Source organism: Haloarcula hispanica ATCC 33960, assembly GCF_000223905.1.
Taxonomy (GTDB): Archaea; Halobacteriota; Halobacteria; order Halobacteriales; family Haloarculaceae; genus Haloarcula; species Haloarcula hispanica.
The window spans coordinates 804576-831491 of sequence record NC_015948.1 but is presented as its reverse complement, the minus strand read 5'-3'; the positions used below and the strand labels follow the sequence as shown (position 1 = coordinate 831491).

Genomic DNA, 26916 nt, shown 5'->3' with positions numbered 1-26916 from the left:
GGCGTTCCCGCTGGATAAATCCACTACTCGCTCATCCACTCGCTCGCCTGTGGCTCCGTCGGGTCGGTCCTGACCTCGACGAGCGTCGGCGCGTCCGTCTGCACCGCCTCGCGAACCGCCGTGCGGATTTCGGACGGCGTGTCGGCTTGCACGGCTTCCATCCCCATTCCGGCAGCGACAGTTCCGAAGTCAATCGGCGTCGTGTCCCATCCGTACGCCTGGTGGTCGAGGTCGTAACTCCGGCCGGCCTCCTCACTGATAATCGCGTAATCGTCGTTGTTGAGGACGACGACGGTGATCGGGAGGTCCTCGGCGACCGCAGTGTGGAGCTCGTGCACGCACATCATGAGGCCGCCATCACCGGTCAACGCGACGACGGGCGTGTCCGGATTGGCTAGCTGTGCCCCAATCGCCGACGGCAGTCCGGTTCCCATCGTCGCCCACGATCCGGGGTTGACGTAGCTGCGCGGCCCGTACGCCTCGAACGTGTTCAGCGCCCAGACGCGGAACCCCCCGGCGTCGACGGCCGTGATAGCATCCGAAGGGACTGCGTCCCGGAGAGTTTGCAGCACATGGACGGAGGTGAGCGGTGGTTCCGAATCCACGAGCGGTTCGATACGACGCGCAGTGGCATCGCGGACAGCCTGTGCGCGTTCGGTGCCGTCCGCCTTCGTAGCAGGAGCGGTATCAGCCGCCGCGATTTTGTTCTCGACCGCCGTCATCGCGTCCGCGGCATCTGCGAGGATGCCGACAGTCGGGTCATAGCCCGTGCCGAGGTCGTCGGCGTCAATCGTGACGTGAACGAGCGTCTCAGGTAGTTCGACGGACCACCCGCGTGTCCCGTGTGCGTCAAGGTCGGAGCCGACGGCGAGTACGGCGTCGGAGTCGGCGAGACAGTCTAGTAGCTCTGGGCTTGCACTCCCGCTCAGGACACCGGCACTGAGGTCGTGATCCTCCGGGAACACGCCTTTGCCTTTGTACGTCGTCACGACGGGCGCGTCAAGTCGCTCGGCGAGGCTTCGGAGCGCCGCCGTCCCGCCCGACGCTCGCACACCACCGCCTGCCATGATAACTGGCATCTCGGCCGCGAGCAGGTGCTCAGCGGCTTCCGCAACCGCCTGCTCCGGGACGGTGCTGGTGGACGGAGCCGAAGGTGTGCTTGCACCAGCGATTGGCACGTCCATCTGCAAGTAATTCTTGGGGAGCCCGACTCTGACTGGCCCCTTCGGCGGTGTCTTGGCGATCTGTACCGCTCGGTCGATCGTCGCCGCTGTCGTCTCGGGGTTCTTCAGTAGTATGTTCTCTTTGACGACGTTGTCGTAGGTGTCCGGCGGGGTTTCGTGGATCGCATCGCCGCCCCGGAGCGCCGGCTCGGTTTCGATGGCGAAGTGCACCAGCGGCGTGCAGTCGTTCAGCGCGTTTTTCAGGCCGTTCATCGCGTTCATATCGCCCGGACCGGGAACGACAACAGTGCTCGCTATCTGCCCGCTCGTCTCTGCATAGCCCCAGGCCTGATGTGAGACCGCAGTTTCGTGCCGTGCCACGACGAAACGGATGTCGTCTCGCTTGCCGATGGCCTCGTTCAGCGGGAGGGACTGCTTCCCCGGGATGCCAAAGACGGTATCGATGCCGTTCGCGACGAGACGGTCTACCACCGCCAGACTAACGCGCATACTGATTCCTCACTCCGAAGACAATTCACTCTCATGACTTTAGTTCGCCACCGGTCATGCTAGACCGCGTCGGATCGACGCCACAGACGCAGGGGCGGTTGTACTATCGAGCCCTGCATGGCCCGCGAATTTAAATCCGAAAGCGCCCAACTACGTGACAGATGACCACGGACCCCCCGTTCAGCATCCCTGCACACCCACAGCGGCGCTTTCCCCACGGGAGCGGGGTCGAATACGAGGGCGGGACGGAGTTCCGACTTATCCCGGATCGGGAGCGGTCGACGCCGGAACTCGCCGAGACAGTCGTCGACATCCTCGAGGCCGGACCGTACCGCTACGGTGATTTCCACGACCTGCCGATGCCGCTGTGGCTGGTCCGCGACGAGGAGACGACCGACGTGTTCCGCGTTGCCGTCCGCGACGGGACGGTCCGACTGCACGTCCTGCCGACCACAGAGTCCGACGGGCTACAGCGGTTCTTCGAGCGGCTGCGTGAGGCCAGCGAGGGAGAGTCGTGGGCCGTGCAACGACACGTTGACGGGCGGTAGCCGGGTCGCCGGAGTGGTGCAGACCCAAAACCGTCTTACACACCTGTCTCCATGTCTTGGCCATGACCGTCTCTCGCGAAGTCGAACTAGAGGGCCACATCATCGACTCCGGGATGATGCAGTCCTGTTTCGGCATCATCATGGATCTGGGCGGCTCCTTCTCCGTTCAGGAGTTCGATATCGGCCGTCACAAAGACGAGGAGTCCTACGCCCGGATGCTCGTCGAGGCTGACGACGAAGACCAACTGCAGTCGATTGTTCACGAACTCCACCAGCACGGCGTCAACCCCTCGGACCCGAAAGACGCCACGCTCGTCCCCGCACCCGACGACCAGGTCGTCCCGCACGGGTTCTACTCGACGACGAACCACCCGACGTTCATCCGCCACAGCGGCGAGTGGATCGAGGTCGAGGACATGGAGATGGACTGCGCCGTGGTCGTCGAAGATGGCGAAGCGCACCGCGCCTCGGAACAGTCGAACGGTGACGACGAGGAACCGAGAGACTACCCCCGAGCTTACACCAAGGTCCTGAACGCTATCGAGGAGGGCGACATGGTCGTCACCGACGAAACCGGCATCAAGGTCCAGCCGCCGGAGCGGCCCCGCGATTCGGGCGGCGCGTTCGGCTTCATGCAGGGCGGCGTCTCCTCGGAGCGCCCGTCGGAGTCGACCATCCGCAAAATCGCGGACGCGATCAAGGAGACGAAAAAAGAGGGCGGCAAGGTGATGGCTGTCTGTGGGCCGGCGCTCATCCACTCCGGGGCGCGCGAAGACCTCGCTCGCCTCGTCCGGGAGGGGTACGTCGACATGCTCTCGGCCGGCAACGGCTTCGCCGTCCACGACATCGAGCGCGACATCTACGGGACCTCGCTAGGCATGGACACCGAGAGCCTTGACCATCCCCGCCACGGCCACAAGCACCACATCTACGCCATCAGCGAGGTCATCCGCGAAGGCGGCATCGAGGAGGCCGTCGACTCCGGCACCATCGGCTCCGGCGTGATGTACGAATGCATCGAAAACGACCGGCCGTTCGTTCTCGCGGGCTCTATCCGCGACGACGGCCCGCTCCCGGACACCATCACCGACGCCGTCGAGGCCCAGAACGCCATTCGGGAGCAGGCCCACGAGGCCGACATGGTGCTGATGCTCTCGACGCTGCTGCACTCGGTCGCCGTCGGGAACTGTCTCCCCTCGACGACGCGGGTCGTCTGCGTCGACATCAACCCCGCGACGGTGACACAGCTCCTCGACCGTGGCTCCGCACAGGCAGTCGGGATGGTCACCGACATCGGCACCTTCGTCCCGATTCTGGCGGAGCAGTTACTCGACGAGGAGTAAGACGACCACGAGCAGCGCGAGTGGTCGCTTTTTCGCCCACGTTTTTTATCGAGTGGTGTGTGACCACAGGGAGCACACCCGATGGTAAAAAAGGTGGATTGCGGACGTTTGTCCCGATTCTGGCGGAGCAGTTGCTCAACGAGGAGTAGGACGACCACGAGCAGCGCGAGTGGTCGCTTTTTCACCCACGTTTTTTACCGAGCGGTGTGCGACCACTGGGAGCACACCCGAGGGTAAAAAAGGTGGATTGCGGACCTTCGTCCCGATTCTGGCCGAGCAGTTGCTCGACGAGGAGTAGGACGACCACGAGCAGCGCGAGTGGTCGCTTTTTCGCTCACGTTAGTCGAAAGAGCGAGGAGACGCGAATCGGTGTTTCGTGTCCTCGGTTGTCACGCCCGCGTTCTCGCGAGATGCTTATTACCCGCCATCCGATACTCTCTCTATGCCCTCTCCTTTGCGGCAGTTCACGCGGCTTTCCAGCGGGATCTCAGGCCTTGATTCGCTTCTCAGAGGCGGGCTTGTGGAAGGGCGGCTCTATCTCGTTATCGGACCGCCCGGGACCGGGAAAACACTGCTTGGCACGCAGTTTCTCGAAGCGGGGCTCGAAGCAGGCGACGACGTGCTGTTCATTCACGCCGAAGAATCGGCTGCCGATTTACTGGCGAACACTGCCGAACTCGGCATCGATATCGCCGATGCGACGTTTCTGGATGTCGGCCCCGATTCGGAGTTTTTCATGGAGGCCGAATCGTACGACGTGGTCAAGCCCAGAGACGTCGAGGACGGCCACCTGATTTCGGATATCCGCGAGGCTATCGAGCGGGTCGACCCGGACCGCGTCCTCATTGACCCGATCACACACTTCCAGTATCTCGAACCGACCGAGTACCAGTTTCGGAAGCGTATCATCTCTTTCGCGCGCTTTCTGCAAGACAGGGAGACGACCGTGCTGGCGACCAAGACGCCGAGCAATCAGATGGACAGCCAGCTTCGGTCGCTCAGTGACGGCATCATCTCGCTCAGTTACGGCGATGAGAAGGCGGGTCGGCGTATTCGACTGCGCAAGCATCGCGGCATCGGCCAACAGGACGGCTCACACGGGATGGAAATCCGGGAATCCGGCGTCGAAGTGTATCCCGCGCTCGAACCGGAACAGCGGACGCGGTCGTTCGACCCAACGCAGTTCTCCGCCGGCGTACCGGAACTGGACTCGCTCCTCGATGGCGGACTCGAACGCGGGACGGTGACGATTCTCAGTGGCCCCTCCGGCGTCGGCAAGTCGACGACGGCGACGGAGTTCCTGGCCTCCGCAGCGGCAGACGGGTCCCCGGCGCTTGCCTACCTGTTCGACGAATCCATCGACACGTTCACACACCGCTGTGAGACGTTCGGGATACCGCTCTCGGAGTTGCGTGACGAGGGGACACTTCTCGTCGAGGAGATCGAGTCGCTGGCGATGTCGCCCGAGGAGTTCGCGAACCGCGTGAAGACACAGGCCGCGGAGCGCGGGGCCGAACTCGTGGTTATCGACGGCATCGCGGGCTACAAGAACGCGATCAAGCACGGACAGGACGACATGGAACTGCGTCGGCGGCTCCACGCCCTGACACAGCATCTCACGCGCGGGAACACCGCTGTGATCCTGATCGACCAGCGTAGGGACGTGACGGGGCTTCACGAACCCACGAGCGAGAACGTCAGTTACCTCGCCGACAACATCGTCTTCGAGAACTACATCGAGGTCGGGGGCGAACTCCAGCGAGTCGTCGGCGCGCTGAAAAAGCGCGTCGGCGGGTTCGAGGCGGTCCCCCGCCGGTTCGAGATAACCGCCGACGGCCTTCAGGTCGGCGACCCCGTCTCGGGGATGCACGGCGTGTTCGAGGGCGTGCCCGAACGGCATGGAGACAGCGGCGGACGCTCATCCACTCGCTAACCACCGATGGCCGACGTCCAATTACTGCTGGCCGGCGACGGCAACCGGGAGGCACTCGCCTCCGTCGTCGCCGAACACCACACGCCGATCACGGACGACGAGTTCCGGGAAGTCGACCTCCACATCGTCGACGAGTCGTCGTTTCCGAAGTACAGAGAGTCGATAGAGCAGTACAAACACCGGGCAGATCCGGTGTTTTGCCCCGTGATTCTGGTGCGTCGTGAGGGGACGCCAGTCAGGATTGACCTGCCCGATATCGACGCGGCCGAGCAGCCACTCGTCGTCGATGATATCATGACAGCGCCGCTGGACACGCAGGCGCTCTTTCGAACCATCGCGAACCTCCTCGCCCGGCGCAGCCACACCGAGGACCTCGTTGCGGACCTCAGAGAACAAAACAGCGAACTCCGGCGGTTCAGGAACGCCGTCGAGCATGCGGGCCACGCGATTCTGATAACGAACACCTACGGCGTCATCGAGTACGTCAACCCGGCGTTCGAGGAACTCACCGGATTCAGCGCCGAAGAGGCAATCGGTCGAACACCGCGGATACTCAAGTCCGGTGAACAGAGCGAACAGTTCTACGAACGGCTCTGGGACACGATCTGTCGCGGCGAGGTCTGGACGAGCGAGATCGTAAACGAGCGCAAGTCCGGCGAGCGGTTCATCATCAACCAGACCATCGCCCCGATTCAGGACGCGGACGGGACGATCCAGGGGTTCGTCGGGATGCAGGACGAAATCACCGGTCGCCGACTGCGCGAGCAACAGCTCACCGTGTTCCATCGGATTCTCCGGCACAATCTCCGGAACAACGGAACGACGATCAGTGGACGTGCGGATATTCTGTCAGAGTTAGTGGATGACGACGCCGCTCTCGACCACCTCGAGACGATCAAAGCGAACGTGCAGTCCCTGCTCGACATCAGTGAGAAAGCGCACCACGTACAGGAACTGCTCGCGGACTCGCTTACCGACGATGTCGAGCGCGAACTCGAAGACGCCCTCAGTGACATCACGGACGGGCTGGCCGCAGCGTACCCCGACGCCGAGTTCGTCGTCGAGAGCGACTCCGTCCCGTCGCCGACGATAGACGCGAAGGTCATTCCGGCGTTGCAGGAACTCATCGAGAACGGTATCAAGCACTCGGACGCATCGGCACCGCGGGTCACCGTCCGGACGGAGCGCCACGACTCGACAGCGACAGTGACGATTGCGGACAACGGGCCGGGGGTCCCGGACCAAGAGCGGCGGGTCATCGAGGCGGCGGAAGAGAAGCCGCTCGAACACGGGTCCGGGCTGGGGCTGTGGTTCGCGTACTGGCTCGTCAGCTACGTCGGTGGCGATATCGACATCCGGGCCGATACCGACGGGACGAGTGTGTCCGTGACTGTGCCCGTCCGGTGACGACGGACGCGCGTTCAGATAGCGACCCAGGCCAGCACGATGACAGCAGCGCCGACCAGCGTCGACGCGACGGCGTGCGTACGGAGTTCGTCGAGCAGGTCGTGGGAGTGGTCGTGGAGTTCACAGACCTCGTCGATCTCGCTGCCGGCCTCGCAGTTCGGCAGGAAGTCCATCGCGACGTGGAGGAAGATGCCGGCGGCGAACCCGAAGATAACTGCGTTGAGAAGGGCGGACTCCGGGACCGGCAGGAGCGCGGACGGGATCGCCGTCAGGCCGACGCCGGCCGCGGGGAGCAACAGCGCGGTGGCGGACTTGCCGCTGCGTCCGAGCCGCCGGGCTGCGGCGTAGCCGGCCGGCCCTTTGTGTGAGACGATAGCGAGGCCGAGCAGGATACCTAGTTCCGGCATCGAGGCGTAGACCAGCCCGATGACCAGGCCGGCCGAGAGGGCGTGGGCGGCGATGGCAAGCGTCGTCATGTCGAAGGCAGTCTCGACGTGGGTCAGCCGGTGGCCGATAGTGTGGGTGCCGTAGCCGGTGACCAGTCCGGCGGCGATGCCGACGCCGCCGATACGCGCTGCGCCGGCCTGGCCGCCCAGTCCCATCGCCTGTGGAACGAGGAACATGGCCGCCGAGGTGACCATCGCCCCGCTCGCGAGCCCGTAGCCCCAGACCAGTCGGTAGGGGTTCGTTTCATCGGCCCGCGCCCCAAGCCACGCGCCCAGTGCCATTGCCACGAACGCGACCCAGGAGATGACCAGAACCTTACTCGCCCCGCCGGTGACTGCGACGCCGGACAGGATCACCAGGCCGACAACACTCGCGAGGCCGGCGGTGGAGATTCGGCCAGCGTTATTAAAAACTGAGGTTGAGTTAATAGACATTATCTACAATCACCGGCCTGTTGCTAATAAACCCATCGGTGGCGGTCACCGGGTCGCCGACCGATAGTCGCCCCAGTCGATGACGCCGCCGTCCAGTGCTGACGGGTCAGCGTCCCGGAGCGCCCAGAGGACCATTTCGGCGACGGATTCCGGGTCGCGTCCGCCGTCGCCGGAGAGGTCCGTCGCGACCTGTCCGGGGTCGACTGCACCGACCGGGATGTCGAGGTCGGCGGCGAACCCGCGGGCAACGGCCTCCGCGGCGGCCTTCGAGACTGCGTAGGAACCGTATCCGGGCATCCCTTCGCGGGCGACGACGCCCGTCGGGACGACGATGCGGGCGTCCGGACCGAGGTGTGGGACGGCTTCGCGGATCGTCGAGAACACGCCCCGAGCGTTCGTCCGGAGGTGGTCGTCGAAGGCGGCGTAGGATTCCTCGGTAAGCGGTGTCTCGCCGGCGGTTCCGTGGTAGACGCCGGCGTTAGCGACAACGTACTGTATTGCGCCGTCACCGTCTCGTGTGGCAGTTTCGACCAGTCGTTCCACGTCGTACTCGTCGCGCACGTCCGTCCGAATCGCGGTCACGGAGCCGCCTGCATCCCGTATATCGGCTTCGACACGCTCGAGCGCCTCCGCGTCGCGGGCACAGATGACCGTATGTGCGCCCGCTCCCGCTACCGCGTGGGCTATCTGCTCGCCGATACCTTTACTCGCACCCGTGACGACAACGGTCGCGCCGTCCATCGCTGGGACCATAGCGGTGGTACCGCTGCCAGCCACAAGGTCGTTGCTCCCACCGTCGGTGGGGTGAGAGAGCGGTAGCCTCTTGTCGAACGCCCGCTACCGACCGGGCATGGACATCACGATTACCGAATCGACGGTCGAGGGGACGGCGCAAGCACCGCCGTCGAAGAGCTACACGCACCGGGCGGTGCTGGCTGCGGGCTACGCCGACGGCGCGGTCGTCCACGACCCGCTCGTGAGTGCGGATACGAAGGCCACAATGCGAGCGGTCGAGGCCTACGGCGGGAGCGTCTCACTGGCTGAAGACGAGTCGACGGTCGAAGTGACGGGCTTCGACGGCCGGCCGGAGACGCCGGACGACGTGATCGACTGTGCCAACAGCGGGACGACGATGCGGCTGGTCACCGCGACAGCCGCACTGCAGGACGGCCTCGCGGTACTGACTGGCGACGAGTCCCTCCGGTCGCGTCCCCAGGGGCCACTGCTCGACGCCATCGAACAACTTGATGGCAACGCCGAATCGACTCGCCGGAACGGGCAGGCCCCGCTCGTGGTCGGCGGCGGCATCGACGGCGGCGGGGTCGAAATTCCCGGCGACGTGTCCTCGCAGTACATCACCGCCTTGCTGATGGCGGGGGCCGTCTCGCCGGACGGCATCGATATCGACCTGACGACCGAGCTGAAATCGTCGCCGTACGTCGATATCACGCTGGAGGTGCTGGACGCCTTCGACATCAACGCCCAGAAGACCGATACCGGGTTCACCGTCGAGGGCGGTCAGTCCTACACGCCAGCGGGCGGCGACTACAACGTCCCCGGGGACTTCTCGTCGATGAGCTACCTGCTCGCGGCCGGTGCGCTCGCCGCCGAGGACGGCCTGCGCGTCACGTCGGCGTTCCCCAGCGCTCAGGGCGACGCCGCCATCGTCGACATCCTCGACCGGATGGGGGCCGACCTCGACTGGGACGAGGAAACCGGCGAAATCACCGTCACGCAGTCCGAGCTAACCGGTATCGAGGTCGGCGTCGAAGACACGCCGGACCTCCTGCCGACCATCGCGACGCTTGGGGCCGCCGCCGACGGCGTCACCCGAATTACCGACGCCGAGCACGTCCGGTACAAGGAGACTGACCGCGTGAGCGCGATGGCTGAAGAACTGACGAAGATGGGCGCTGAGGTGGAGGAACACCAGGACGAACTGTTCGTCTACGGCGCTGACAGCGACCTCGTCGGCACGACCGTCGAGGGCCGTGCGGACCACCGCATCATCATGTCGCTGGCCGTCGCCGGCCTCGTCGCCGACGGCGAGACAACTGTGACCGGCGCGGAACACGTCGACGTGTCCTTCCCGGACTTCTTCGACGTGCTCGATTCGCTCGGCGCGGCCGTCGAGCGGTAGATAGCGGGGATACCGACGCTATCGTCGCCTATAGCGGGACAAGCACCGGCCACATCTACAAGGTTCAAATGCCCCCAACCCCGACACCACTGTAATGAACGGCAACGAGTTCGGTCGTCTGTTCCGCATGACGACCTACGGCGAGTCCCACGGGGAGGCGATGGGCTGTACCGTCTCCGGCGTCCCGGCGGGCGTCGAACTCTCAGCGGAAGAGATACAGAAAGACCTCGACCGGCGCAAGCCCGGCCAGTCGATGATTACCACCTCCCGGGGCGAACCGGATAAGGTGACGATTAACTCCGGGATTCAGGACGGGTACACGACGGGCACGCCCATCGGAATGGTTATCGAGAACAAGGACGCCCGCTCGGGCAAGTACGAGCCATTCATTACGGCTCCGCGACCGTCCCACGGCGACTACACCTACTCCGCGAAGTTCGGGACCCGAAACTGGGGCGGCGGCGGCCGGTCCTCGGCCCGCGAGACAGTCAACTGGGTCGCCGCCGGCGGCGTCGCCAAGCAGATCCTCGAACAGTCCGACTACGACGTCCAGATCAAGGCCCACGTCTGCCAGATCGGCGACGTCGAGGCCGGCCCGGTGACCTTCGAGGACATGCTCGAACACAGCGAGGAAAACGAGGTCCGCTGTGCCGACCCCGACGCGGCCAAGGAGATGCGCGACCTGGCCGACAAGCACCAGAAGGAGGGCGACTCCATCGGCGGCGCGATTTACTTCGAATGTCGCGGCGTCCCGTCCGGCCTCGGCGCGCCACGGTTCGATAGCTTCCCGTCCCGGCTCGGCCAGGCGATGTACTCGATTCCGGCGGTCAACGACTTCGAGTACGGCATCGGCCGCGAGGCCCGGACGACGAAGGGCAGCGAGTACACCGAGAACTGGGAGTTTAGTGAGGACGGCCACCCCACGCCTGTCGGCAACGACCACGGCGGCATCCAGGGGGGCATCACGACCGGCCAGCCAATCTACGGCGAGGTGTCGTGGCACGCGCCGGTGTCGATTCCCAAGACCCAGAAGACGGTCGACTGGGAGACGGGCGAAGGCAAGGAAATTACCGTCACCGGCCGCCACGACCCGGTCCTGCCGCCGCGGGCGGTCCCGGTCGTCGAGGCCATGCTGGCCTGTACGGTCCTCGACTTCATGCTGCTCGGCGGCCGCATCAACCCCGACCGGATCGACGACCGACCGGGCGAGTACGACACCGACTACCACCCGTCCAGCCCACAGAACGACCCCGAGGACGCGGACACCCACGCGAAAACCATCGACGACGAGTAAGATGGACGCACATCAGGAGTCAAAGTCGAACCCGTTCGGGATGGACGAGGAGTGCCAGAACTGCCCCGCACTGTGTGAGACGCGAGAGAACGTCGTCCACGGCTACGGGGACGTGGGCGCTGAGTTCATCGTCCTCGGCGACTCGCCTGCGGCCGGGGCCGATGAGTCCGGCATCCCGTTCACCGGCGAGAGTGAGCGCGAACTGCTCGACATCCTCGCCGCAGTCGACATGTGCTCGGACCCGGACGCCGACAGGCCGCAGTTAGAGAACACCTTCCTGACCTACGTGACCCGCTGTCGCCATCCCGAAAGGGACGCAACCGACGAAGAGGTCGTCAACTGCGAACCGTATCTCAACAGCGAGATACGGATGATAAATCCCGAGATATTGCTACCGGTCGGCCAGCGTCCCCTCGAAGAGTTAGCCTTCGAATACACGACGATGAGCGAGGACGAACTCGACATCGAGGACCGGCACGCGACGACGATCCGCGGTCGGGGATTCGAGATCCTCCCGATGATTCCGCCGAGTGAACAGACCGATGCGGAACGGACAGCGTTTCTGGAGCACCTCAGCGAGACGCTTGGACAGGACTACCGGCAGACGAAGGGCCGACGCGGGCGGTAGTCAGGTATCGGACTGGACTTCGGTCTCAGCGGACTGGAGCAACTCTTCCGGGCTCGACACTGTCCCGTACTCCGTCGCTGCCTGTAGCCGGTTTTCGGCGTCGTGGCGGTACTGGCTCGCCTGTGTCGATTCGCCCTGTTCGCTGGCGTAAGTCATGCCGCTGAGCCACTCGGCGGCCTGCCAGAGACAGGTCGCTTTCTTGCGCGCCCGTTCCGCTAACTCGGTCAGCGAGTCGTCGTCCGCTTCGCGAACAGTCGTCGTGAACTCCTCGACGCTTTCCTCGAAGTCCGACGCGGCACTGTCGAACCCACCGCGAGCGAGCGCCATCTCCCCGTCTTCGACGGTCGCTAGCGCGTCGGATAGCTGCCGGCGCGCTTCGCGATACCGCGTGTAGCCGATATGGTACGCCCGTTGTGCCGCCGCAGTCCCGGACAACGTGGCCTCGCGTTCGCAGTCGCGGCATACGATCTTGGGTCGTGGCTCCCCGAGAACCCGGTACTCCGACCCACATCCGTCACATCTGTAGGTCTGGGATTGCTCCATATAGTTTCTCTTAGTTATCAAATACTGCTAACATTTTATAATTGTTCTGTAGCTGCGTCGGAACACAAGCGACTAATCACAGTCGGGCCGAGAAGACAGTATGACTACGGTAACTGTACTGGCTGATCCGCCAGTCGAAGGGTTCGTGTTACAGGACCTGGCGGGCGACCTCTTGGACGACGCCGAGGCGGCCAAGCTGTACGAAGCCATGCTGCTCGACGTCTGTCGTGCGGTGGAGATCAGCGGGGCCGAGCTGTTGGTGAACTACCGTGCCTCGGAGCAGGTCCCGGACGGCGTAGACCCCGAGACCGCGGTGCGAGAGCCAGTGACAGAGGCCCTCGAATCACCGGGCAACGCCCGGTTCGAGGTACAGGTCGGCTCGACGTTCGCCGGTCGGGTCGGGAACACTGTCACACACCTCCTCAACCGGGAAGACGTCGCAACCGTCGCCGCCGTCGAACCGACAGCGGCACTGTTGAACCGCCAACTCATCGACAGCGCGGCGATGAAACTCCGATCCAGCGGCGTGGTACTCGGCCCTGCTGAGGGCGGCCGTGTCTACTACGCGGGTTTCGGCGAGCCGATAGATTTCGAGGACAGCTACGCCACCCCGGCGGTCGAAACCATCGGCGAGCGCGCCGCGGATGCCGGCCTCGACGTGGACTTTCTCCCGTCGACGCCGGTCCTCGAAACGCAATCGGATCTCAAAACGATGGTTCCGCTGCTACGCGCCCGGAACCGAGCTGGTCGGGTCGTACCGGAACGGACGATGACGTTCTTCGATGACCTCGGAATCCGTGTTGTCGACAACGGCGGCGAGCCGACCGTGGTCCAAGAGACCGACAGGTCTTAGAAGGCCCACGCAGTATGCCCGACTGCGGTGGGATGGCAGAGCGGCCTATTGCGCCTGCCTTGAAAGCAGGTATCCTCACGGATTCCTGGGTTCAAATCCCAGTCCCACCGTATTTTGCCACGAACAAACCGTGAGTGGCAAGTGCACCAGCTGAGATTTGAAGCCGACGAGTCGCAGCCCTCGCAACGGCGTGAGCAGGGCCGTCTCGGCTCGGTTCAAATCCCAGTCCCACCGTATTGCTCCGAGCAAATGCGCGAGGAGCCATCGTATGTACTGGCGGTTTGAACCCTGCAAGTCGCAGCTCACACAGTGAGTGCGACCGTCTTGCTCTGGTTCGAACGCAACTACAGCAACGTTCGGTCCAGTCTAAGAGCCTACAGAAGAGGTGGACAGAATTCGCTGCCTTCCGATGTGTAGGCACAGTTTACCGAACCGAAGCAATCGGGCGGTTTTATGTCGATGGTCCGGATTATATCCGTGTAATGGTACGTGAAGATAGGTCCCCAAGACAGCATCTTCCGGGCCTCCCAATCGTCTGTGTCGTCTCTCTCCTCCTCGCAGCCACGGTAGCGGGCCCCGCTGTTGCTGAACCGAGTCTGTTCGTGTCCGGCGCGTCGAAAGACGCGAACACGATACTGGCCGGTGAATCAGTAAACGTTACCGCAACGGTCCATAACACCGGCAGTTCGGGCGGTGCGATGGGTATCGAGTACGTAGTAAACGGCACGACTAGAGCGACCGAACGGGTGGTCGTCGACGCCGACTCGTCGGTCGAGCGGACGCGGGCACTGGAGTTCGATGCCCCCGGAACGTACAGGATTAAGGTCCAGAGCCCAGGGAAATCAGCTGGGCGAGTCAAGGTCAAGCCGGCACTAGTCGAGACAACGCGTACGGACTCGACTACGCGGCAGCTCAAGATACGCGGTGGGACAGTCCCGACGAACGAACCCTACGAACTGAACGTATCGGAACAAACGAACCGATCCTTTGCCGTCCAGTCCTGGACGGTCAACGCATCACGGCAGGCATTCACGCAGGACGTGACCGAGTACACTGATCCCAGCGCGGCAGACCTTGCGGTACCGTCCGGTGACGACGCATCGGTGTTCGGTGTGGTGACTGTCGGGTCGTCGGACGGCGTCGAGCCGTCGTCGATGCAGTTCGCGCTGGACCGCTCAACACTCCAGTCAGCCGGAATAGCACCACAGGATGTCCGCGTGTATCATCGCATCAACGGATCCTGGAAAGCCGCCGAAACGACCGTCGCCACGGAGCAGCCCGACCGTATCGTTTACGAGGCGGATACCGCAGGGACGACGGCCTACGCCATCGGGAAAATTGAGCCGTCGTTCTCCGTCACACGAACGTCAGTCGTCAGCGAACAGGCGACAGACGGATATCGGGTCAGCGTCAGAGGGACTGTCGAAAACGCCGGCAGTGCCCCAGGCACGTACGACGCGCAGATGCGGGTAGACGACGAGGTCGTCAACCAGACCTCAGTGACTGTCCCGGCAGACACCGAACAGACCGTGACGCTGTCGACGGTCGTGACGACGCCGGGGACGTTCCAGATCAGCTTCAACGACGCCAACGCCGGTGAAATCAAAGTAACCGAGAGCCAGCTCCAGACCGACGAGAACGGCGGTGCCGAGCCGAAGACAGAGCCGACGGGAACGGAGCCAGCAGTCCAGACCGAACCCGCGGGTGACGGTGACGGCGGACTCGGGCCGCTCCCGGCGACGGTCATGGGCCTCAGTACAGTGCTGGTCATCGGCGGACTTCTCGGTGCGTTGCTCCTGTTCGGCGTCGTCATCGTGCTCCTCCGACGGGGTGGCAGCCGGAACGACAGCGGCTTCGAACTGTAGGCGGGGAGAGAAACCCTTTTTGTGCCAGTGTCCAGAGAATCGCGTATGGATTGGCCACACGATCCGGACGGTGAGGAAGGAAGCGAGGGCCGGCGCAAGTACGGCCACGCTGTGCTGGCGAAGAAAGTCGACGAGGACGAGGACTTCCCACTGACTGCCGAGGAATACGTCGAACAGTACGGGGACCACCCGGTTCGGATCGACTACGAGACGGTCGTCAGCGTGGCGGACATCTTCGAATACGTCGATCAGGAGGAGTTCGAAGACTTCCCGGACTTCCACAAATCTCTCGGGCGCGCGCTGCGCGAAGCGGACTGGTGGCCGTACAGACTCGAACAGGCCTGACTGCGAAGTGTGTGGGCACGACACATACTTGTGGGAGGCCGATGTAGCGTCGCGTATGGCGACGACATCTTCAAGCGGCGACCGCACCGAGCAGGGACTCCCCGAGGAGGTTGTTGCCGATCTGTTGTCGGACGGCACTCGCCGTCGTGCGCTCTCGATACTGGCAGACCGCGGTGAACCGGTTGTCGTCGCAGACCTCGCGGCGGCGGTTCTGGCGGCCCAGCGTGACATCGAGCCAGCGGCAGTCCCTGACACTGACAGGGACGAACTCACCGAGGAACTGTTCACCGAACACCTCCCGAAACTGACGGCAACAGATATCGTAACATACGATTCGATGGTCGGGACCGTCGAGATACAGCGCCCCGACGCGGTGCCGACTGACCCCCGTTGAATCTGCTCGCATGTCCGGAGTCCGACACCGGCCGGACCGGCCTTCAGTCCACTCTGCCGGTTAATTTCGACAGAGCAATACCCGTTGCTTCTAAACGAACGATGGACAGTGACCAACACCCAGATCACCCATATACAGATTGATAACTACGGGCCGTGGACTGTGACGCCTGAGCCCCGCCGTGAAGTCGACCTGCAGACGCTCCAGTCCCGGTTGTACGCTGACCTCGCACAGTTGTTCGGGAACCGCGACGGCTACATCTTCTTCTCGCGGTTCGACAACATGATCGCCGTGACGAACGGACTGGACGAGGCGGCACACGCACTCATTCAGGAGTCCGTCGGCAATCGCTACCCGGTGACGATGAGCCTCTCGGTCGCGACGGGAACGACACCCGTCTCGGCGCTGGGAACGGCAACAGAGCAGCTACAGGAGGCCGGTAGCGCACAGGACAAGGGCCGGCGAGAAGTGCTACGCGGTCAGACGATCGACGAGGAGTTCCGGAAGCCCACAGACGTGCAACTCGCGCATTTCGATGTCGACGACGCCACCGAGAAGTACACCGACCAGCTCAACGAGTTCGACACGTTCATCCAGATCGAGCAGGGGTACGCGGCGCTCATGAAGTATATGCGCGAAGCCCACGACTCGTTGTCGTTTTTCGTCGGCGGCGACAACGTCATCGCGGTCTGTCCGGACCTGGACGAGGCGGACTACCACGACGCAATCAACCACGTCCGTGACGCGGTCGACGTAGAGTTGAAAGTCGGTGTCGGACGCGGGCGGACGGCAGCTACGGCCGGGATGGACGCCAAGCACGCGTTAGAGACCTGTCGGGCGACTGGCGAGGCCGTTACCATCGAAACCGAGACAACCGAGTAAGTTGTGAACCACGCGATATAAACGTAGTGGAGGTATCTTTTAGACCGGTCGTGTGGTACTTAGACACATGAACGGTGAGGTCACTGTGCGGGAGGTTATGAACAGAGAGTACGTCGGCGCAAGCGAGTCCGACGACCTCCTCGAAACGACGGAGTTGCTGATCCGAGAGGACCAGCATCCGATTCTCGTGTTACGGGGGAACGAACCGGTCGGTGTCGCGACGGACAGAGACGTACTGGCATACATCGTCGACGGCGGTGACCCGGAGACTGCCACCGTCGGCGACGTGATGCGTGAATCCATTCCGACAATCGGACCCGATGCTGGACTCCCGGCGGCCCGGGACCGAATGGCGACACGGTCCGCGGAGTTTCTCCTGGTAACGGCTGACGGAGAACCCCTCGGAACGCTGACCGAGCACGACATCCTCTCGACTGCGAGGTTAGAGAGCGAGTCGACGGAGGTCGCCGAGCAACCCTCGACGGTTGCGACGACCGGGCAGGAAGCCACCACCGACGGGATGCAGTCCGCCGTCGAGGATTCGTTCGATAATCAGGGCATCTGTTCCGCCTGTAGCACGTTTACACGGGACCTGGCGTCGTTCAACGGGCAACTCCTCTGTGCGGACTGTCGTGACGTCTGACCCACGCCAGCCGGCCCCGCCTCTCACAGCGGACGGATACGGCGGCGTAGCCGAACTGTTTTGACCGTACGACACGGAGTACCACCGTGGAAATCGCCACCGCCTCGATGGACGACGTGGACACCATCGTCGACCTGTGGGTCCGACTGGCGGAGAGCCAACGTACCCACGGGTCACATCTGTTCGGGGACCGGAACCGGACCGCGGTCCGGGAGACTGTCGTACAGCGCGTTGTCGCCGAGAACGTCCGTATCGCCCGGATAGACCGGCAGATCGTCGGGTTCGTCATGGTGACCATCGACAGCGGCCGGTACGAACAAGACGAAACGCGGGGCATCATCGAGAACATCTTCGTGGAACCGGTCCACAGGAGTCAGGGAGTCGGTAGCGAACTGCTCGATACGGCGGAGGAACTACTTCGCGAAGCCGGTGCGGATATCCTCGCGCTGGAGGCGATGGCGGACAACGAATCCGCCCGACAGTTCTACCGAGCGCACGGCTACGCACCACACCGGATCGAGCTCGAAAAGCCGACCGAAAACGATACTCTCTAAACGGTCCCCACACAACGCAGGTATGCAACCGCGCCAGGGGAGCTTGGGTGGTCCAAGCACTCGACTTGTAATCGAGAGTTCGTGGGTTCAAATCCCACCCCTGGCTTCACGTTTTTACCGCTGGGGCGCATACGGTGGCGCATGAGTGAATCCGAAGGAGAACTCCCGGACAACGACGAAGAGTGGCGCGAAATTCTCTCCGACGAGGAGTACCGAATCCTCCGCGAGTCCGGAACAGAGCCGCGGTTCAGCAGCGACCTCATCGACGTAGAAGACGAGGGCGTGTTCACCTGTGCCGGCTGTGGGACAGAACTGTTCGATAGCGACAGGAAGTTCGAATCGGAGACTGGCTGGCCGAGCTTCTGGGACGTGTATCAGGAAGGCAACGTCGAGACACAGGCGGACAACAGCCACGGGATGGAGCGAACGGAAGTCGTCTGTGCCGAGTGTGGCGGTCATCTAGGCCACGTATTCGACGACGGACCGGAGCCGAGCGGGAAGCGATACTGCATCAACGGCGCGGCGCTCGACTTCGAGTCGGAGTAGCGACCACCGGAACCCTTTTTTCCGTCATTGAAGTTGATACGGCTAGACGTGACTGAACACGGGACCGACGAGGCGGACAACGAGGGGGCCGGGGCGCCGGTCGACGAGTCGCTGGTGGACGAGCCACCGACCGCCGCTGCCGAGCAGCCACAGCCGGAGAGTCACCTGCTAGCTGAGAGCCTCCGAACGTTTCCGTGGCTCCGGGCTGCCGGCGTCGCCGCCGGGACGCTGGCTGTCGAGTATCTGCTCGTCACGCTGCTGTTTCTCGTCGGCCCGCCGGAGGTCGGCCTGCAGGAGCTGTCGGACCGGCTGATCCAGTACGGGTTCGTGCTGTACAACGCCCATCATGTGCCGACACTGGTGACTGCGACAGGTGCCGAGGTGTACGGCTCGGCCGCGCGGAACGTCCTGTACGGTGTTGAGAACGCGAGCATCCCCCCTATCGTCTATTTCCTGATACCAATCGTCTCGCTGCTCACCGTCGGCGCACTGTTCGAACGCTACCGCGGCGATTCCCGGTCGGACAGCCTGCTCGAAGAGGCGGCGCTCGTCGGGACCGGCATCGGCTTTGGCTACGTCGTCACTGGGTTTATCGGGAGCTTCGTATTCGTCCGGACAGTTATGTTCGACGGCGGGGGCGAGGGACAGGCCGCGCCAGCGGTGCTGTGGCTCCTGATTCTGATGTTCTTCCTCCCACTGATATTTGCGAGCCTCGGCGCGGCCGCCCGCTACCTCTACACCGACTGGGCTTCGGGCGCGTAGGTCGTCTCGATAAATTCGAGGATGCGCTCGGACTCGGCCATCGTGACCCCGCGGTCGTCGTCGACCAGCACCGGGACGCCCCGCTGGCCGGAGACCCGCTTCACTTCGTCACGTTCTGAGTGCAGCGCCTCGACCCAGACGCTGTCGTAGTCGATGTCGAGTTCGTCCAGTCGGTCGGCGACCTTCTCGCAGTACGGACAGCCGTCGAGCTGGTAGAGCGTCAGGCTCATACTGAGCGGTACGGACGCCGCCCTCAAGGTGGTTGTGCTCGAAAAAACGCGACAGCCGATCTGTCGTTACTCGTACAGCCAGGGCGCGTCGATCTGGTCCCAGTCGACGAGTTCGTCCTCGTCGAAGAACAGCTCGATTTCGCGCTCGTTTGCGCCCTCGTCCTCGTGGTCGGAGCCGTGGATGACGTTCCGACCGAGGTCGAGGCCGTAGTCGCCGCGGATGGTGCCGGGAGCCGACTCGGCCGGGTCAGTCTCGCCCATCATGGTGCGGACCTGCCGGGTCGCGTCCTGACCTTCCCAGACCATCGCGAACACGGGACCGGAGGTGATGAAGTCGACGAGCCCGTCGAAGAACGGCTTGTCCTCGTGCTCGCCGTAGTGCTCCTCAGCGAGCTCCTGGTCGATCTGCATGAACTTGCCGCCGACCATCTTCAGGCCGCGGTCCTCAAAACGGGAGACGATGTCCCCGATGAGGCCGCGCTGGACGCCGTCGGGCTTGACCATCACGAACGTGCGCTCGTGCTCGGACATTACGCTTCAGCCTCCTCGGCTTCTTCGTCCTCGACGTCTTCGTCCGCGTCGGTCTCGTCAGCGTCGTCGGCGTCAGCTTCGTCCGCAGCCGCTTCCTCGTCGGTGTCTGCGTCAGCTTCCTCGGCATCAGCTGCCGGCTCTGCTTCCGCCTCTTCAGCTTCGTCTTCAACCTCTGTCTCGACCGCACCGGCTTCGCCGCGGGCAGTGTCGGTCCATTCGAGGTTGCGGGCCTCGCGGCCCAGATCGGCGTTGTTCTCGCACTTCGAGGAACAGAAGTGCGTGGTCGCGCCGTCCTTGTGGACGAACATCGTGCCCGTGCCGGGTTCGATGTCTGTGCCGCAGTAGTCACATTCGCGTGTCCGGGGCATGGTTACTGCCCTCCGATGGTGTCGGCCTCGCGAGCCGTCTCGCGGAGCTGGAGCACGTCACCTTCGCGGACCGGACCGAGAACGTTGCGCGTGATGATGCGCCCCTGGTTCTCGCCTTCGCGGATGCGGCACTTGACCTGCATGGCCTCGCCGTGCATCCCCGTCCGGCCCACGACTTCGATAACCTCGGCGGGCGTGGAACCGCTGCTTTCGGATTCCTCAGCGCTCATCCGAGGTCACCTCACCGAAGCTCCTCGACCTTGTCGGCGATGTCCTCGACATCGGCGTCAGCCTCACCGGCGTCGGTGACGGCTGCGGCGGCCGAGCCGACTTCGAGCCCGGCGGCGTGTCCGAGGTCGTCCTGCTGCTCGACGAAGATGAAGGGGACACCCTTCTCGTCGGCGAGTTCCGGAATGTGCATGACGATCTCCTCGGGCTGGACGTCTTCGGCGACGAAGACGAGCTCGGCGGAGCCGCGCTCGATGGACTTGGTCGTTTCGTTTGTACCCTTCTTTACAGCGCCTGTGTCCCGGGCGACCTCGAGCGCCTCGAGGGCGTCGTCTTCGAGGTCCGCGGGAACGTCGAAATCTACGTATACTGGCATTTGTATGTTCACCTCCTGCGCGCGAGCTCAGGCTCCCCCGCCGTGTCCGGGCCGCGGGGCCCGTCACACCGTGATGGTGTGTATCCTGAAAAGGCTGGGAGCATCATCAACTCGGCGCAGGCTGTACCCCATTCTGTGCCACCGGCCCTAAAAGCGCTTTCGAAGCCGAAATCGCGTGCCAGGCCGGCACACGGGTGCTGTCGGTGGGTCTGCCTACTTTACGGCCGCCGACGCATCGGCCAGCGCAGCCCTCGCGTCGGAGACAAGACGGGCAACCACCTCACCGGCGGGCCGAACGTTCTGTGCGAGGCCGGCGCTCTGACCGGCGTAGTGGGGCAGGGCTTCGACGTCGCCGGTCATGCCCGCAAGCGGGGGCATATCAGCAAGCCGACTGATCGGCTCGCCGTCGGGCATCTGTGCGACTTGTTCGGAATCGTTACCGTCGCTTTCCCCACCTGAATCGGCACCGGCCTGCTGCCTGACCTCATCAGTTTCGAGTACCCGGTGTGGCTGGTCCGGCCAGCCCCGGTCGAACAGTTCGGTGAACCGCGTCGCCGTCTCGGGCGCGTCGACGATGCGTTCCCGGTAGGTCTCGTGTGCCCCCGATTCTGTGGTCGCCACGAACCGAGTGCCGAACCAGCCGCCGTCAGCCCCAAGTGTCAGCGCCGCCGCGAGGCCGCGACCGTCGCCGAGACCGCCGGCCGCGACCACCGGGACGGAAACCGCGTCGGCCACCCGCGGGAGCAGGGCGAAAGTCGTCACGTCGCTCTGAACGTGGCCGCCGGCTTCCCGACCCTGTGCGACCACGACATCGGCTCCGGCGTCGACGGCCGCCCTGGCCTCGGCCGCGCTCGCGACCGTGACCATTACCGTCCCACCAGCCTCGTGGACCCGGTCGATGTACGGCCTGGCATCGCCAAAGGAGAAGGAGACGACCGACGCGCCCGCGTCCAGACACGCATCGAGACATGCCGACGGCGAGAGCACGCCCGTCGACTCGTCGAGGACGACGTTGACGCCGACCACGCCGTCGGTCGCGCTCGCGGCCGCCGTGTACGCATCACGGATCGCGTCGGCGTCGCGCCACGACATCGCCAGCATCCCGAGGCCGCCCGCGTCCGCGACTGCCGCAGCCAGTGCCGGTGTGGAGACGCTCCCGACCGGTGCCTGTACGACTGGGTGGTCGATACCTATCGCAGAGCAGAGCGGGGTCTGGAGGGGTGCCATGCCGGCGACTGTGTCCGATCCGGTAAAAGCGTACCTCGATAGCGCCGTGACCGTCAGGTCCATACTGGCGCGTCCGCCACCACCGGTATGGACATCGCGCGCTCGCTCCGAGCCGAGGCCCGCCGCGCAAACGAGCGGCGACTGCTCGTGCTGGCGGGCGACCCCGACCGGACGCGGGAGCGAGCGAGGGCAGCCCTCGACGCTGCGGATATCCCCAGCGCTGAGACGACCGTCGTCGGGCCGGAGCCGTTCCTCGACTGTGAACACCACGAGCAGTCCCGCGCCGAGGAACTCCTCGGGCGGACCCGGACGGCCGTCGTCGTCGATGCGCACGAGGAACTGCGGCCGGACGCGGTCGGGCGGACCGTCGGCGCGGTCGACGGCGGCGGCCTCTACGTTCTCCTCGCGCCGCCGCTGGACCGATGGCCCGAGGAGCGGGACGGGTTCGATGGCTCCCTCGCGGTCCCGCCGTTCAGGGTCGAGGACGTGACCGGCCACTTCCGCCAGCGGTTCGTCGAAACGCTGCGAGCGCACCGGGGCATCGCCATCGTGGACGCCAACACAGACACAATAGAGCAGGACGGCCTGACGGACCCGCCACCGAGCCGCCCGGTTCCGGCACCGACACCGCCCGCTGATTCGTGGTTCCGCTCCGAGACCTACGCCCAGTGTCTCACCGACGACCAGCGGGACGCAGTCCAGGCGTTCGAGACGCTGCGGAACGAGGGCGAGGCAGTCGTGGTCGAGGCCGACCGCGGCCGGGGGAAATCCAGCGCCGCCGGACTGGCCGCCGGAAACCTCGCCGTCGAGGGGCGGGACGTACTGGTGACCGCGCCACAGTACCGTAGCGCCGGCGAGGTGTTCGCGCGGGCGGCACATCTACTGGAGACGCTTGGCGTTGATTTCACGCGCGACCGGCCGTCGGACCCCCAGCGGCTCGACGTTGCAGGGGCGGGCTGTGTGTGGTACGCACCGCCGGACGAAGCCGCGGCACTTCCGGACGACCCCGACGTGGTCATCGTCGACGAGGCCGCGGCCCTGCCGGTCCGGCGACTCGAACAGTACCTCGACGCCCCGGCGGTCGCCTTTACCACGACCGTCCACGGCTACGAGGGGGCAGGCCGGGGCTTCTCCGTCCGGTTCCGTGACCGACTTGCCGAAAGCGACCTCGCCGTCACCGACGTGTCGATGACGACGCCGATTCGATACAGCGACGCCGACCCTGTGGAGGTGTGGGCGTTCCGGGCGCTGTTGCTGGACGCGCGCCCGCCGGTCGACCAGCTTATCGCAGATGCGACGCCGGAGACCGTGGAGTACCGACAGCTGTCGGCGGCTGACCTGCTCGCCGACACGCACCTGCTCCGGGAGGTGTTTGGCCTGCTCGTGCTGGCGCATTACCGGACGGAACCCTCGGACCTGGCCCGACTGCTTGATGCACCGAACCTCACCGTCCGGGCGCTGACCCACGAAGGCCACGTCGTTGCAGTGGCGTTGCTGGCACAGGAAGGCGGGCTCTCGGCGTCGACCCGGGCCACGATGTACGAAGGTGGACGCGTTCGCGGGAATATGCTCCCAGACGTGCTATCGACACAACTCCGGGACGAAGCCGCCGGGGTTCCGGTCGGCCAGCGAGTCCTCCGCATCGCGACCCACGCCGCGGTCCGGTCCCGCGGGCTCGGCTCCGAACTCCTCTCAGAAATCAAGACGGAGTTCGCCGACCATGTGGACTGGGTTGGGGTCAGCTACGGTGCAACGCCGGAACTCGTCCGCTTCTGGGCGGATAACGGCTACAACACCGTCCACCTCGCAACCTCACGGAACGCGACCAGCGGCGAGTACTCCGTCGTGATGCTCGACCCCTGTTCCGACGACGGGGCGGCGCTCGCGGCGCGCCACAGGGAGTGGTTTCAGGACCGAATCGCGGCGGTGCTGTCGGACCCACTCGACGACTGTGACCCCGACGTGGTTCGGGCCGTGCTTCGAGCGACCGACGGCGAGCGGCCGGTATCGCTCTCGGAGTGGGAATGGCGGCTGGTCGCCGGCGTCCCCGGCGGCGCGTCGGTTCTCGACACGAACCCGAAGCCGTTCCGTGACCTCACCCGCCGACACCTGTCGCACCCAGCCGACGCGACCGCGCTCTCGCCGCGGGAGGAACGCCTGCTTGTCCGAAAGGTCTTGCAGGCACATCCATGGTCAACTGTCACCGAGGAACTGGCGTTCGTCTCTGAGCGTGAGTGCATGCGTACCCTCGGCGGAATAGTCGAAAGGTTGACGCGTCTGTACGGCGACCCTTGGGTACAGGAGGAACTCGACAGACACCTATGAGCCTGCTTGGCCTCGAAGCGCTGTTGTTTGTACTCGCGTTTGCGCTCCTGATCGGCGGTGTCATCGGCAGCCTCACGCCCCAAGTCCCCGGCGCGCTCGTCTCGCTCGCCGGCGTCTATCTCTACTGGGTCGCCAGCGGCATGACCGACCCCGGGACGCTCTTGCTGGCCCTGTTGACGCTGGTTGGCCTGCTGACGTGGGCCGTCGATATCGCGGGCGGAGCCGTTGCTGCACGCGTTGGCGGGGCGTCGAACTGGACGGCGGCCCTCGCCGGCGTCGTAGCGCTCGTTCTCTTTTTCGTCACCGGCCCGCTCGGCATCCTGCTGGGCGTCGCCGGGACGGTGTTCGTCGTCGAGTTCTATCGGCAGGAGGACGCCAGAGGGAGCGCGAAGGCCGCGCTGGTAACCACCGTCGGAATGCTGGCCTCCGGCGTCGTCCAGGCCTTGCTGACCGCGTCGATACTGGTCACTATGATTGCCGTCGCGCTCCTATGACACAGTGTGCGGAGGACGGCTGCGAAAACGAGGCCGCGGTCGAACTCCACATCCCCTGGGACGCGAACCGGGACGTGTGTCCGGACCACGCCCGCGTCTGGGCGCAGAAGGACGGCGTCGTCCCCGCGCCGATGGACGGCCACGAGGACGAGTGGCCGTAGGCCGTTGTTCTCCAGAGAGGCATATTAGTTCACACGAAGGTATCGATTCGGGCGGCTGTCAACCGTTCACGAAGAAAATATAATAATAATTGGGATTGAATACGACAAGTGAGGCGTGTTATCATGAAACGCGAGATGCTCACCACCGACTTCATCGACCGTGCAGCGGACATCTACGACGACGTAACCGGTATTGTCGCCCATGACGGTACCGAGTACACGTACGCGGAGGTAAACAAGCGGGTCAATCGACTGGCACACGCGCTGTCGGACCGGGGCGTCTCGAAGGGAAGTCGCGTGGCCGTCCTCGCGCCGAACACACACTACTTCATCGAGACGCTGTACGCGACGAACAAACTCGGCGCGGTGTTCGTCCCGCTGAACTACCGGCTCGATCCCGCGAAAATCGAGTATATTCTGAACGACTGTGAAGCCGCGACAGTCATCGCCGACTACGACTTCGCGGAAAAGGTCCAGCCGGTACGGGACGACATTCCTGCGGAGACGTTCATCGGCTACGAGCCCGACCGTATCGACGGGGAATGGGAAGCCTACAGCGGTATCCTCGACGGGCAGCCGACAGCCGAACCGGACCGGCCGGACATGGCCGAGGACGACGACGCCAGCATCAACTACACGTCCGGCACGACGGGGGACCCGAAGGGCGTGGTCAGAACCCATCGGACCGAGAGTTGGCACGCGCTGGTGCTCAATCAGCACATGGAGATACGCGACGACGACACGTACCTCTGGACGCTCCCGATGTTCCACTGCAACGGCTGGGGCCACACCTACGCCATCACCGGGACCGGCGGCACCCACGTCTGTCAGCGGACCTTCGACGCCGCGGACACCTTCCGCCGGGTCCGTGAGTACGACGTGTCGTTCATGTGCGGCGCGCCGACGGTGCTGAACAAACTCATCCAGCACTACCGGGCTAACGACGGCGACGTCGTGACACAGGGCGACCGCGACGTGCGGATCGCGACAGCCGGGAGCGCGCCGGCGACGGCGACTATCGAACGCGTCGAAGACGAGTTCGGCTGGCGCATCATCCACATCTACGGCCTGACCGAGACGGCCCCGATCATCACGACCAGCAACTCCCCGCGGCGTATCGCCGAACGGGGCCGTGAACTCAAGGTCAAGCAGGGGTCCGAGGCGCTGTGTACCGACATCAGGGTCGTCGACGAGGACGGCACCGACGTGCCACACGATGGGACGGCCATCGGCGAGGTCGTGGTGCAGGGCAACCAGGTGATGGACCGCTATCTCAACAAGCCCGAGATTACCGAGGAGGCGTTCAACGACCGCGTCGAGGGGTACTTCCACACCGGCGACCTCGCGACGTGGGACGAGGACGGGATGATACAGATCATGGACCGCCGGAAGGACATCATCATCTCCGGCGGCGAGAACATCTCCTCTATCGAACTGGAAGACGAACTGTACGATCACCCCGATGTCCTGAAAGCCGCAGTCATTCCGGCTCCGAGCGAAGACTGGGGCGAGACGCCGATGGCAATTGTCGTTCCGACGGCCGACAGCGACGTGACCGAACAGGATATTCTCGAATTTCTCAGGGAACGCGTCGCGAGCTACAAGGTCCCCGCAGGCATCGACTTCCGGGACTCGCTCCCTGAAACGGCGACCGGTAAAATCCAGAAGTACGAACTCCGCGAGGAGTACTGGCAGGAACAGGAGCGCATGATCGGCCAGGAGTGAGCCTGCCGGAGTAGAGA

The 26916-nt window shown here is 64.4% G+C and carries 30 protein-coding genes and 2 tRNA genes; 22 read left to right on the top strand and 10 right to left on the bottom strand.

What is annotated here, in order from left to right:
* Positions 1-23 precede the first annotated feature (23 nt).
* The gene (locus tag HAH_RS04305) at positions 24-1673 is read right to left on the bottom strand and encodes a thiamine pyrophosphate-binding protein (protein WP_014039805.1); all 1650 of its coding nucleotides are present in this window, start codon (positions 1671-1673) and stop codon (positions 24-26) included.
* A 161-nt stretch (positions 1674-1834) separates the two neighbouring features.
* Between HAH_RS04305 and HAH_RS04300 the strand changes: the two genes are divergently transcribed.
* From HAH_RS04300 to HAH_RS04285, 4 genes are all read left to right on the top strand, one after another.
* Positions 1835-2221 (top strand): hypothetical protein, encoded by a 387-nt coding sequence (locus tag HAH_RS04300; protein WP_014039804.1) that lies wholly within the window; start codon positions 1835-1837, stop codon positions 2219-2221.
* Positions 2222-2283: 62 nt separating this feature from the next.
* A complete protein-coding gene (locus tag HAH_RS04295) occupies positions 2284-3564 on the top strand; it encodes an ornithine cyclodeaminase (protein ID WP_014039803.1) in 1281 nt (426 codons plus the stop codon).
* A gap of 442 nt (positions 3565-4006) precedes the next feature.
* Entirely contained in the window at positions 4007-5497 is a 1491-nt protein-coding gene (locus tag HAH_RS04290) for an ATPase domain-containing protein (protein WP_044951732.1), read from the top strand.
* Positions 5498-5503: 6 nt separating this feature from the next.
* Positions 5504-6904 (top strand): PAS domain S-box protein, encoded by a 1401-nt coding sequence (locus tag HAH_RS04285; RefSeq protein ID WP_014039801.1) that lies wholly within the window; start codon positions 5504-5506, stop codon positions 6902-6904.
* Between the two features lie 14 nt (positions 6905-6918).
* Here HAH_RS04285 and HAH_RS04280 read toward each other — a convergent pair whose 3' ends face one another.
* Positions 6919-7785 carry a ZIP family metal transporter gene (locus tag HAH_RS04280; RefSeq protein ID WP_014039800.1) on the bottom strand — a complete coding sequence of 289 codons (867 nt, stop codon included), beginning with the start codon at positions 7783-7785 and terminating at the stop codon, positions 6919-6921.
* A 45-nt stretch (positions 7786-7830) separates the two neighbouring features.
* Positions 7831-8538 carry an SDR family NAD(P)-dependent oxidoreductase gene (locus HAH_RS04275; protein WP_174878657.1) on the bottom strand — a complete coding sequence of 236 codons (708 nt, stop codon included), beginning with the start codon at positions 8536-8538 and terminating at the stop codon, positions 7831-7833.
* A 97-nt stretch (positions 8539-8635) separates the two neighbouring features.
* On the opposite strand from HAH_RS04275, the gene aroA reads away from it, so the two are divergent.
* The 3 genes from aroA to HAH_RS04260 all read left to right on the top strand — a co-directional run bounded on the left by aroA (position 8636) and on the right by HAH_RS04260 (position 11847).
* Complete coding sequence (gene aroA, locus HAH_RS04270) at positions 8636-9925, top strand: 3-phosphoshikimate 1-carboxyvinyltransferase (RefSeq protein WP_014039798.1); 1290 nt, start codon at positions 8636-8638, stop codon at positions 9923-9925.
* Between the two features lie 94 nt (positions 9926-10019).
* Positions 10020-11219: a chorismate synthase gene (gene aroC / locus HAH_RS04265; RefSeq protein WP_014039797.1), complete on the top strand. Its 1200-nt coding sequence runs from the start codon at positions 10020-10022 to the stop codon at positions 11217-11219.
* A gap of 1 nt (position 11220) precedes the next feature.
* Positions 11221-11847, top strand: a complete 627-nt coding sequence (locus HAH_RS04260; protein ID WP_014039796.1) for a uracil-DNA glycosylase — start codon at positions 11221-11223, stop codon at positions 11845-11847.
* Here the strand turns inward: HAH_RS04260 and HAH_RS04255 are convergent, their stop codons facing one another.
* Positions 11848-12390: a hypothetical protein gene (locus tag HAH_RS04255; protein ID WP_023843164.1), complete on the bottom strand. Its 543-nt coding sequence runs from the start codon at positions 12388-12390 to the stop codon at positions 11848-11850. It abuts the gene before it with no gap.
* 100 nt (positions 12391-12490) lie between these two features.
* Here HAH_RS04255 and HAH_RS04250 point away from each other — a divergent pair, with 100 nt between their 5' ends.
* The 11 genes from HAH_RS04250 to HAH_RS04200 all read left to right on the top strand — a co-directional run bounded on the left by HAH_RS04250 (position 12491) and on the right by HAH_RS04200 (position 19234).
* Positions 12491-13243 (top strand): glycosyltransferase family protein, encoded by a 753-nt coding sequence (locus tag HAH_RS04250; protein WP_014039794.1) that lies wholly within the window; start codon positions 12491-12493, stop codon positions 13241-13243.
* 26 nt (positions 13244-13269) lie between these two features.
* A tRNA-Ser gene (locus HAH_RS04245) sits at positions 13270-13353 on the top strand.
* 492 nt (positions 13354-13845) lie between these two features.
* On the top strand, positions 13846-15108 hold the full coding sequence (locus HAH_RS04240; protein WP_014039793.1) for a PGF-pre-PGF domain-containing protein: 1263 nt from the start codon (positions 13846-13848) through the stop codon (positions 15106-15108).
* A 45-nt stretch (positions 15109-15153) separates the two neighbouring features.
* Positions 15154-15453, top strand: coding sequence for a DUF5785 family protein (locus tag HAH_RS04235; protein ID WP_004593490.1), 300 nt, complete (start codon positions 15154-15156; stop codon positions 15451-15453).
* A gap of 55 nt (positions 15454-15508) precedes the next feature.
* Positions 15509-15847, top strand: a complete 339-nt coding sequence (locus tag HAH_RS04230) for a DUF7344 domain-containing protein (protein WP_014039792.1) — start codon at positions 15509-15511, stop codon at positions 15845-15847.
* A 108-nt stretch (positions 15848-15955) separates the two neighbouring features.
* Positions 15956-16729, top strand: a complete 774-nt coding sequence (locus HAH_RS04225) for a GTP cyclohydrolase III (RefSeq protein WP_014039791.1) — start codon at positions 15956-15958, stop codon at positions 16727-16729.
* Between the two features lie 67 nt (positions 16730-16796).
* Positions 16797-17372: a CBS domain-containing protein gene (locus HAH_RS04220; protein WP_044951729.1), complete on the top strand. Its 576-nt coding sequence runs from the start codon at positions 16797-16799 to the stop codon at positions 17370-17372.
* 86 nt (positions 17373-17458) lie between these two features.
* Positions 17459-17926, top strand: coding sequence for a GNAT family N-acetyltransferase (locus HAH_RS04215; RefSeq protein ID WP_014039789.1), 468 nt, complete (start codon positions 17459-17461; stop codon positions 17924-17926).
* Between the two features lie 32 nt (positions 17927-17958).
* Positions 17959-18032 (top strand) — tRNA-Thr (locus tag HAH_RS04210).
* Between the two features lie 35 nt (positions 18033-18067).
* The gene (gene msrB, locus HAH_RS04205) at positions 18068-18472 is read left to right on the top strand and encodes a peptide-methionine (R)-S-oxide reductase MsrB (RefSeq protein ID WP_014039788.1); all 405 of its coding nucleotides are present in this window, start codon (positions 18068-18070) and stop codon (positions 18470-18472) included.
* Positions 18473-18520: 48 nt separating this feature from the next.
* Entirely contained in the window at positions 18521-19234 is a 714-nt protein-coding gene (locus HAH_RS04200; RefSeq protein ID WP_014039787.1) for a hypothetical protein, read from the top strand.
* Here the strand turns inward: HAH_RS04200 and HAH_RS04195 are convergent.
* From HAH_RS04195 to HAH_RS04170, 6 genes are all read right to left on the bottom strand, one after another.
* Entirely contained in the window at positions 19207-19464 is a 258-nt protein-coding gene (locus HAH_RS04195; RefSeq protein ID WP_014039786.1) for a glutaredoxin family protein, read from the bottom strand. The genes HAH_RS04200 and HAH_RS04195 overlap by 28 nt on opposite strands.
* A gap of 66 nt (positions 19465-19530) precedes the next feature.
* Positions 19531-19995, bottom strand: a complete 465-nt coding sequence (ndk, locus tag HAH_RS04190; protein ID WP_008310318.1) for a nucleoside-diphosphate kinase — start codon at positions 19993-19995, stop codon at positions 19531-19533.
* Positions 19995-20363: a 50S ribosomal protein L24e gene (locus HAH_RS04185; protein WP_014039785.1), complete on the bottom strand. Its 369-nt coding sequence runs from the start codon at positions 20361-20363 to the stop codon at positions 19995-19997. Before HAH_RS04185 ends, ndk begins: the two co-directional genes overlap by 1 nt.
* Positions 20364-20365: 2 nt before the next feature.
* Positions 20366-20593, bottom strand: a complete 228-nt coding sequence (locus HAH_RS04180; RefSeq protein ID WP_004516764.1) for a 30S ribosomal protein S28e — start codon at positions 20591-20593, stop codon at positions 20366-20368.
* Between the two features lie 11 nt (positions 20594-20604).
* Entirely contained in the window at positions 20605-20967 is a 363-nt protein-coding gene (gene rpl7ae, locus HAH_RS04175; protein WP_004593501.1) for a 50S ribosomal protein L7Ae, read from the bottom strand.
* Between the two features lie 213 nt (positions 20968-21180).
* The gene (locus HAH_RS04170; RefSeq protein ID WP_044951725.1) at positions 21181-22194 is read right to left on the bottom strand and encodes an NAD(P)H-dependent flavin oxidoreductase; all 1014 of its coding nucleotides are present in this window, start codon (positions 22192-22194) and stop codon (positions 21181-21183) included.
* Positions 22195-22281: 87 nt separating this feature from the next.
* Between HAH_RS04170 and tmcA the strand changes: the two genes are divergently transcribed.
* The 4 genes from tmcA (at position 22282) to HAH_RS04155 (ending at position 26899) form a co-directional block, all read left to right on the top strand.
* Positions 22282-24519, top strand: a complete 2238-nt coding sequence (tmcA, locus tag HAH_RS04165; protein ID WP_014039783.1) for a tRNA(Met) cytidine acetyltransferase TmcA — start codon at positions 22282-22284, stop codon at positions 24517-24519.
* Positions 24516-25013, top strand: coding sequence for a DUF456 domain-containing protein (locus tag HAH_RS04160; RefSeq protein WP_007188257.1), 498 nt, complete (start codon positions 24516-24518; stop codon positions 25011-25013). Before tmcA ends, HAH_RS04160 begins: the two co-directional genes overlap by 4 nt.
* On the top strand, positions 25010-25174 hold the full coding sequence (locus HAH_RS19865; protein ID WP_014039782.1) for a hypothetical protein: 165 nt from the start codon (positions 25010-25012) through the stop codon (positions 25172-25174). The genes HAH_RS04160 and HAH_RS19865 overlap by 4 nt, the downstream gene beginning before the upstream one ends.
* A gap of 123 nt (positions 25175-25297) precedes the next feature.
* A complete protein-coding gene (locus HAH_RS04155; RefSeq protein ID WP_014039781.1) occupies positions 25298-26899 on the top strand; it encodes a class I adenylate-forming enzyme family protein in 1602 nt (533 codons plus the stop codon).
* Positions 26900-26916: the final 17 nt, after the last annotated feature.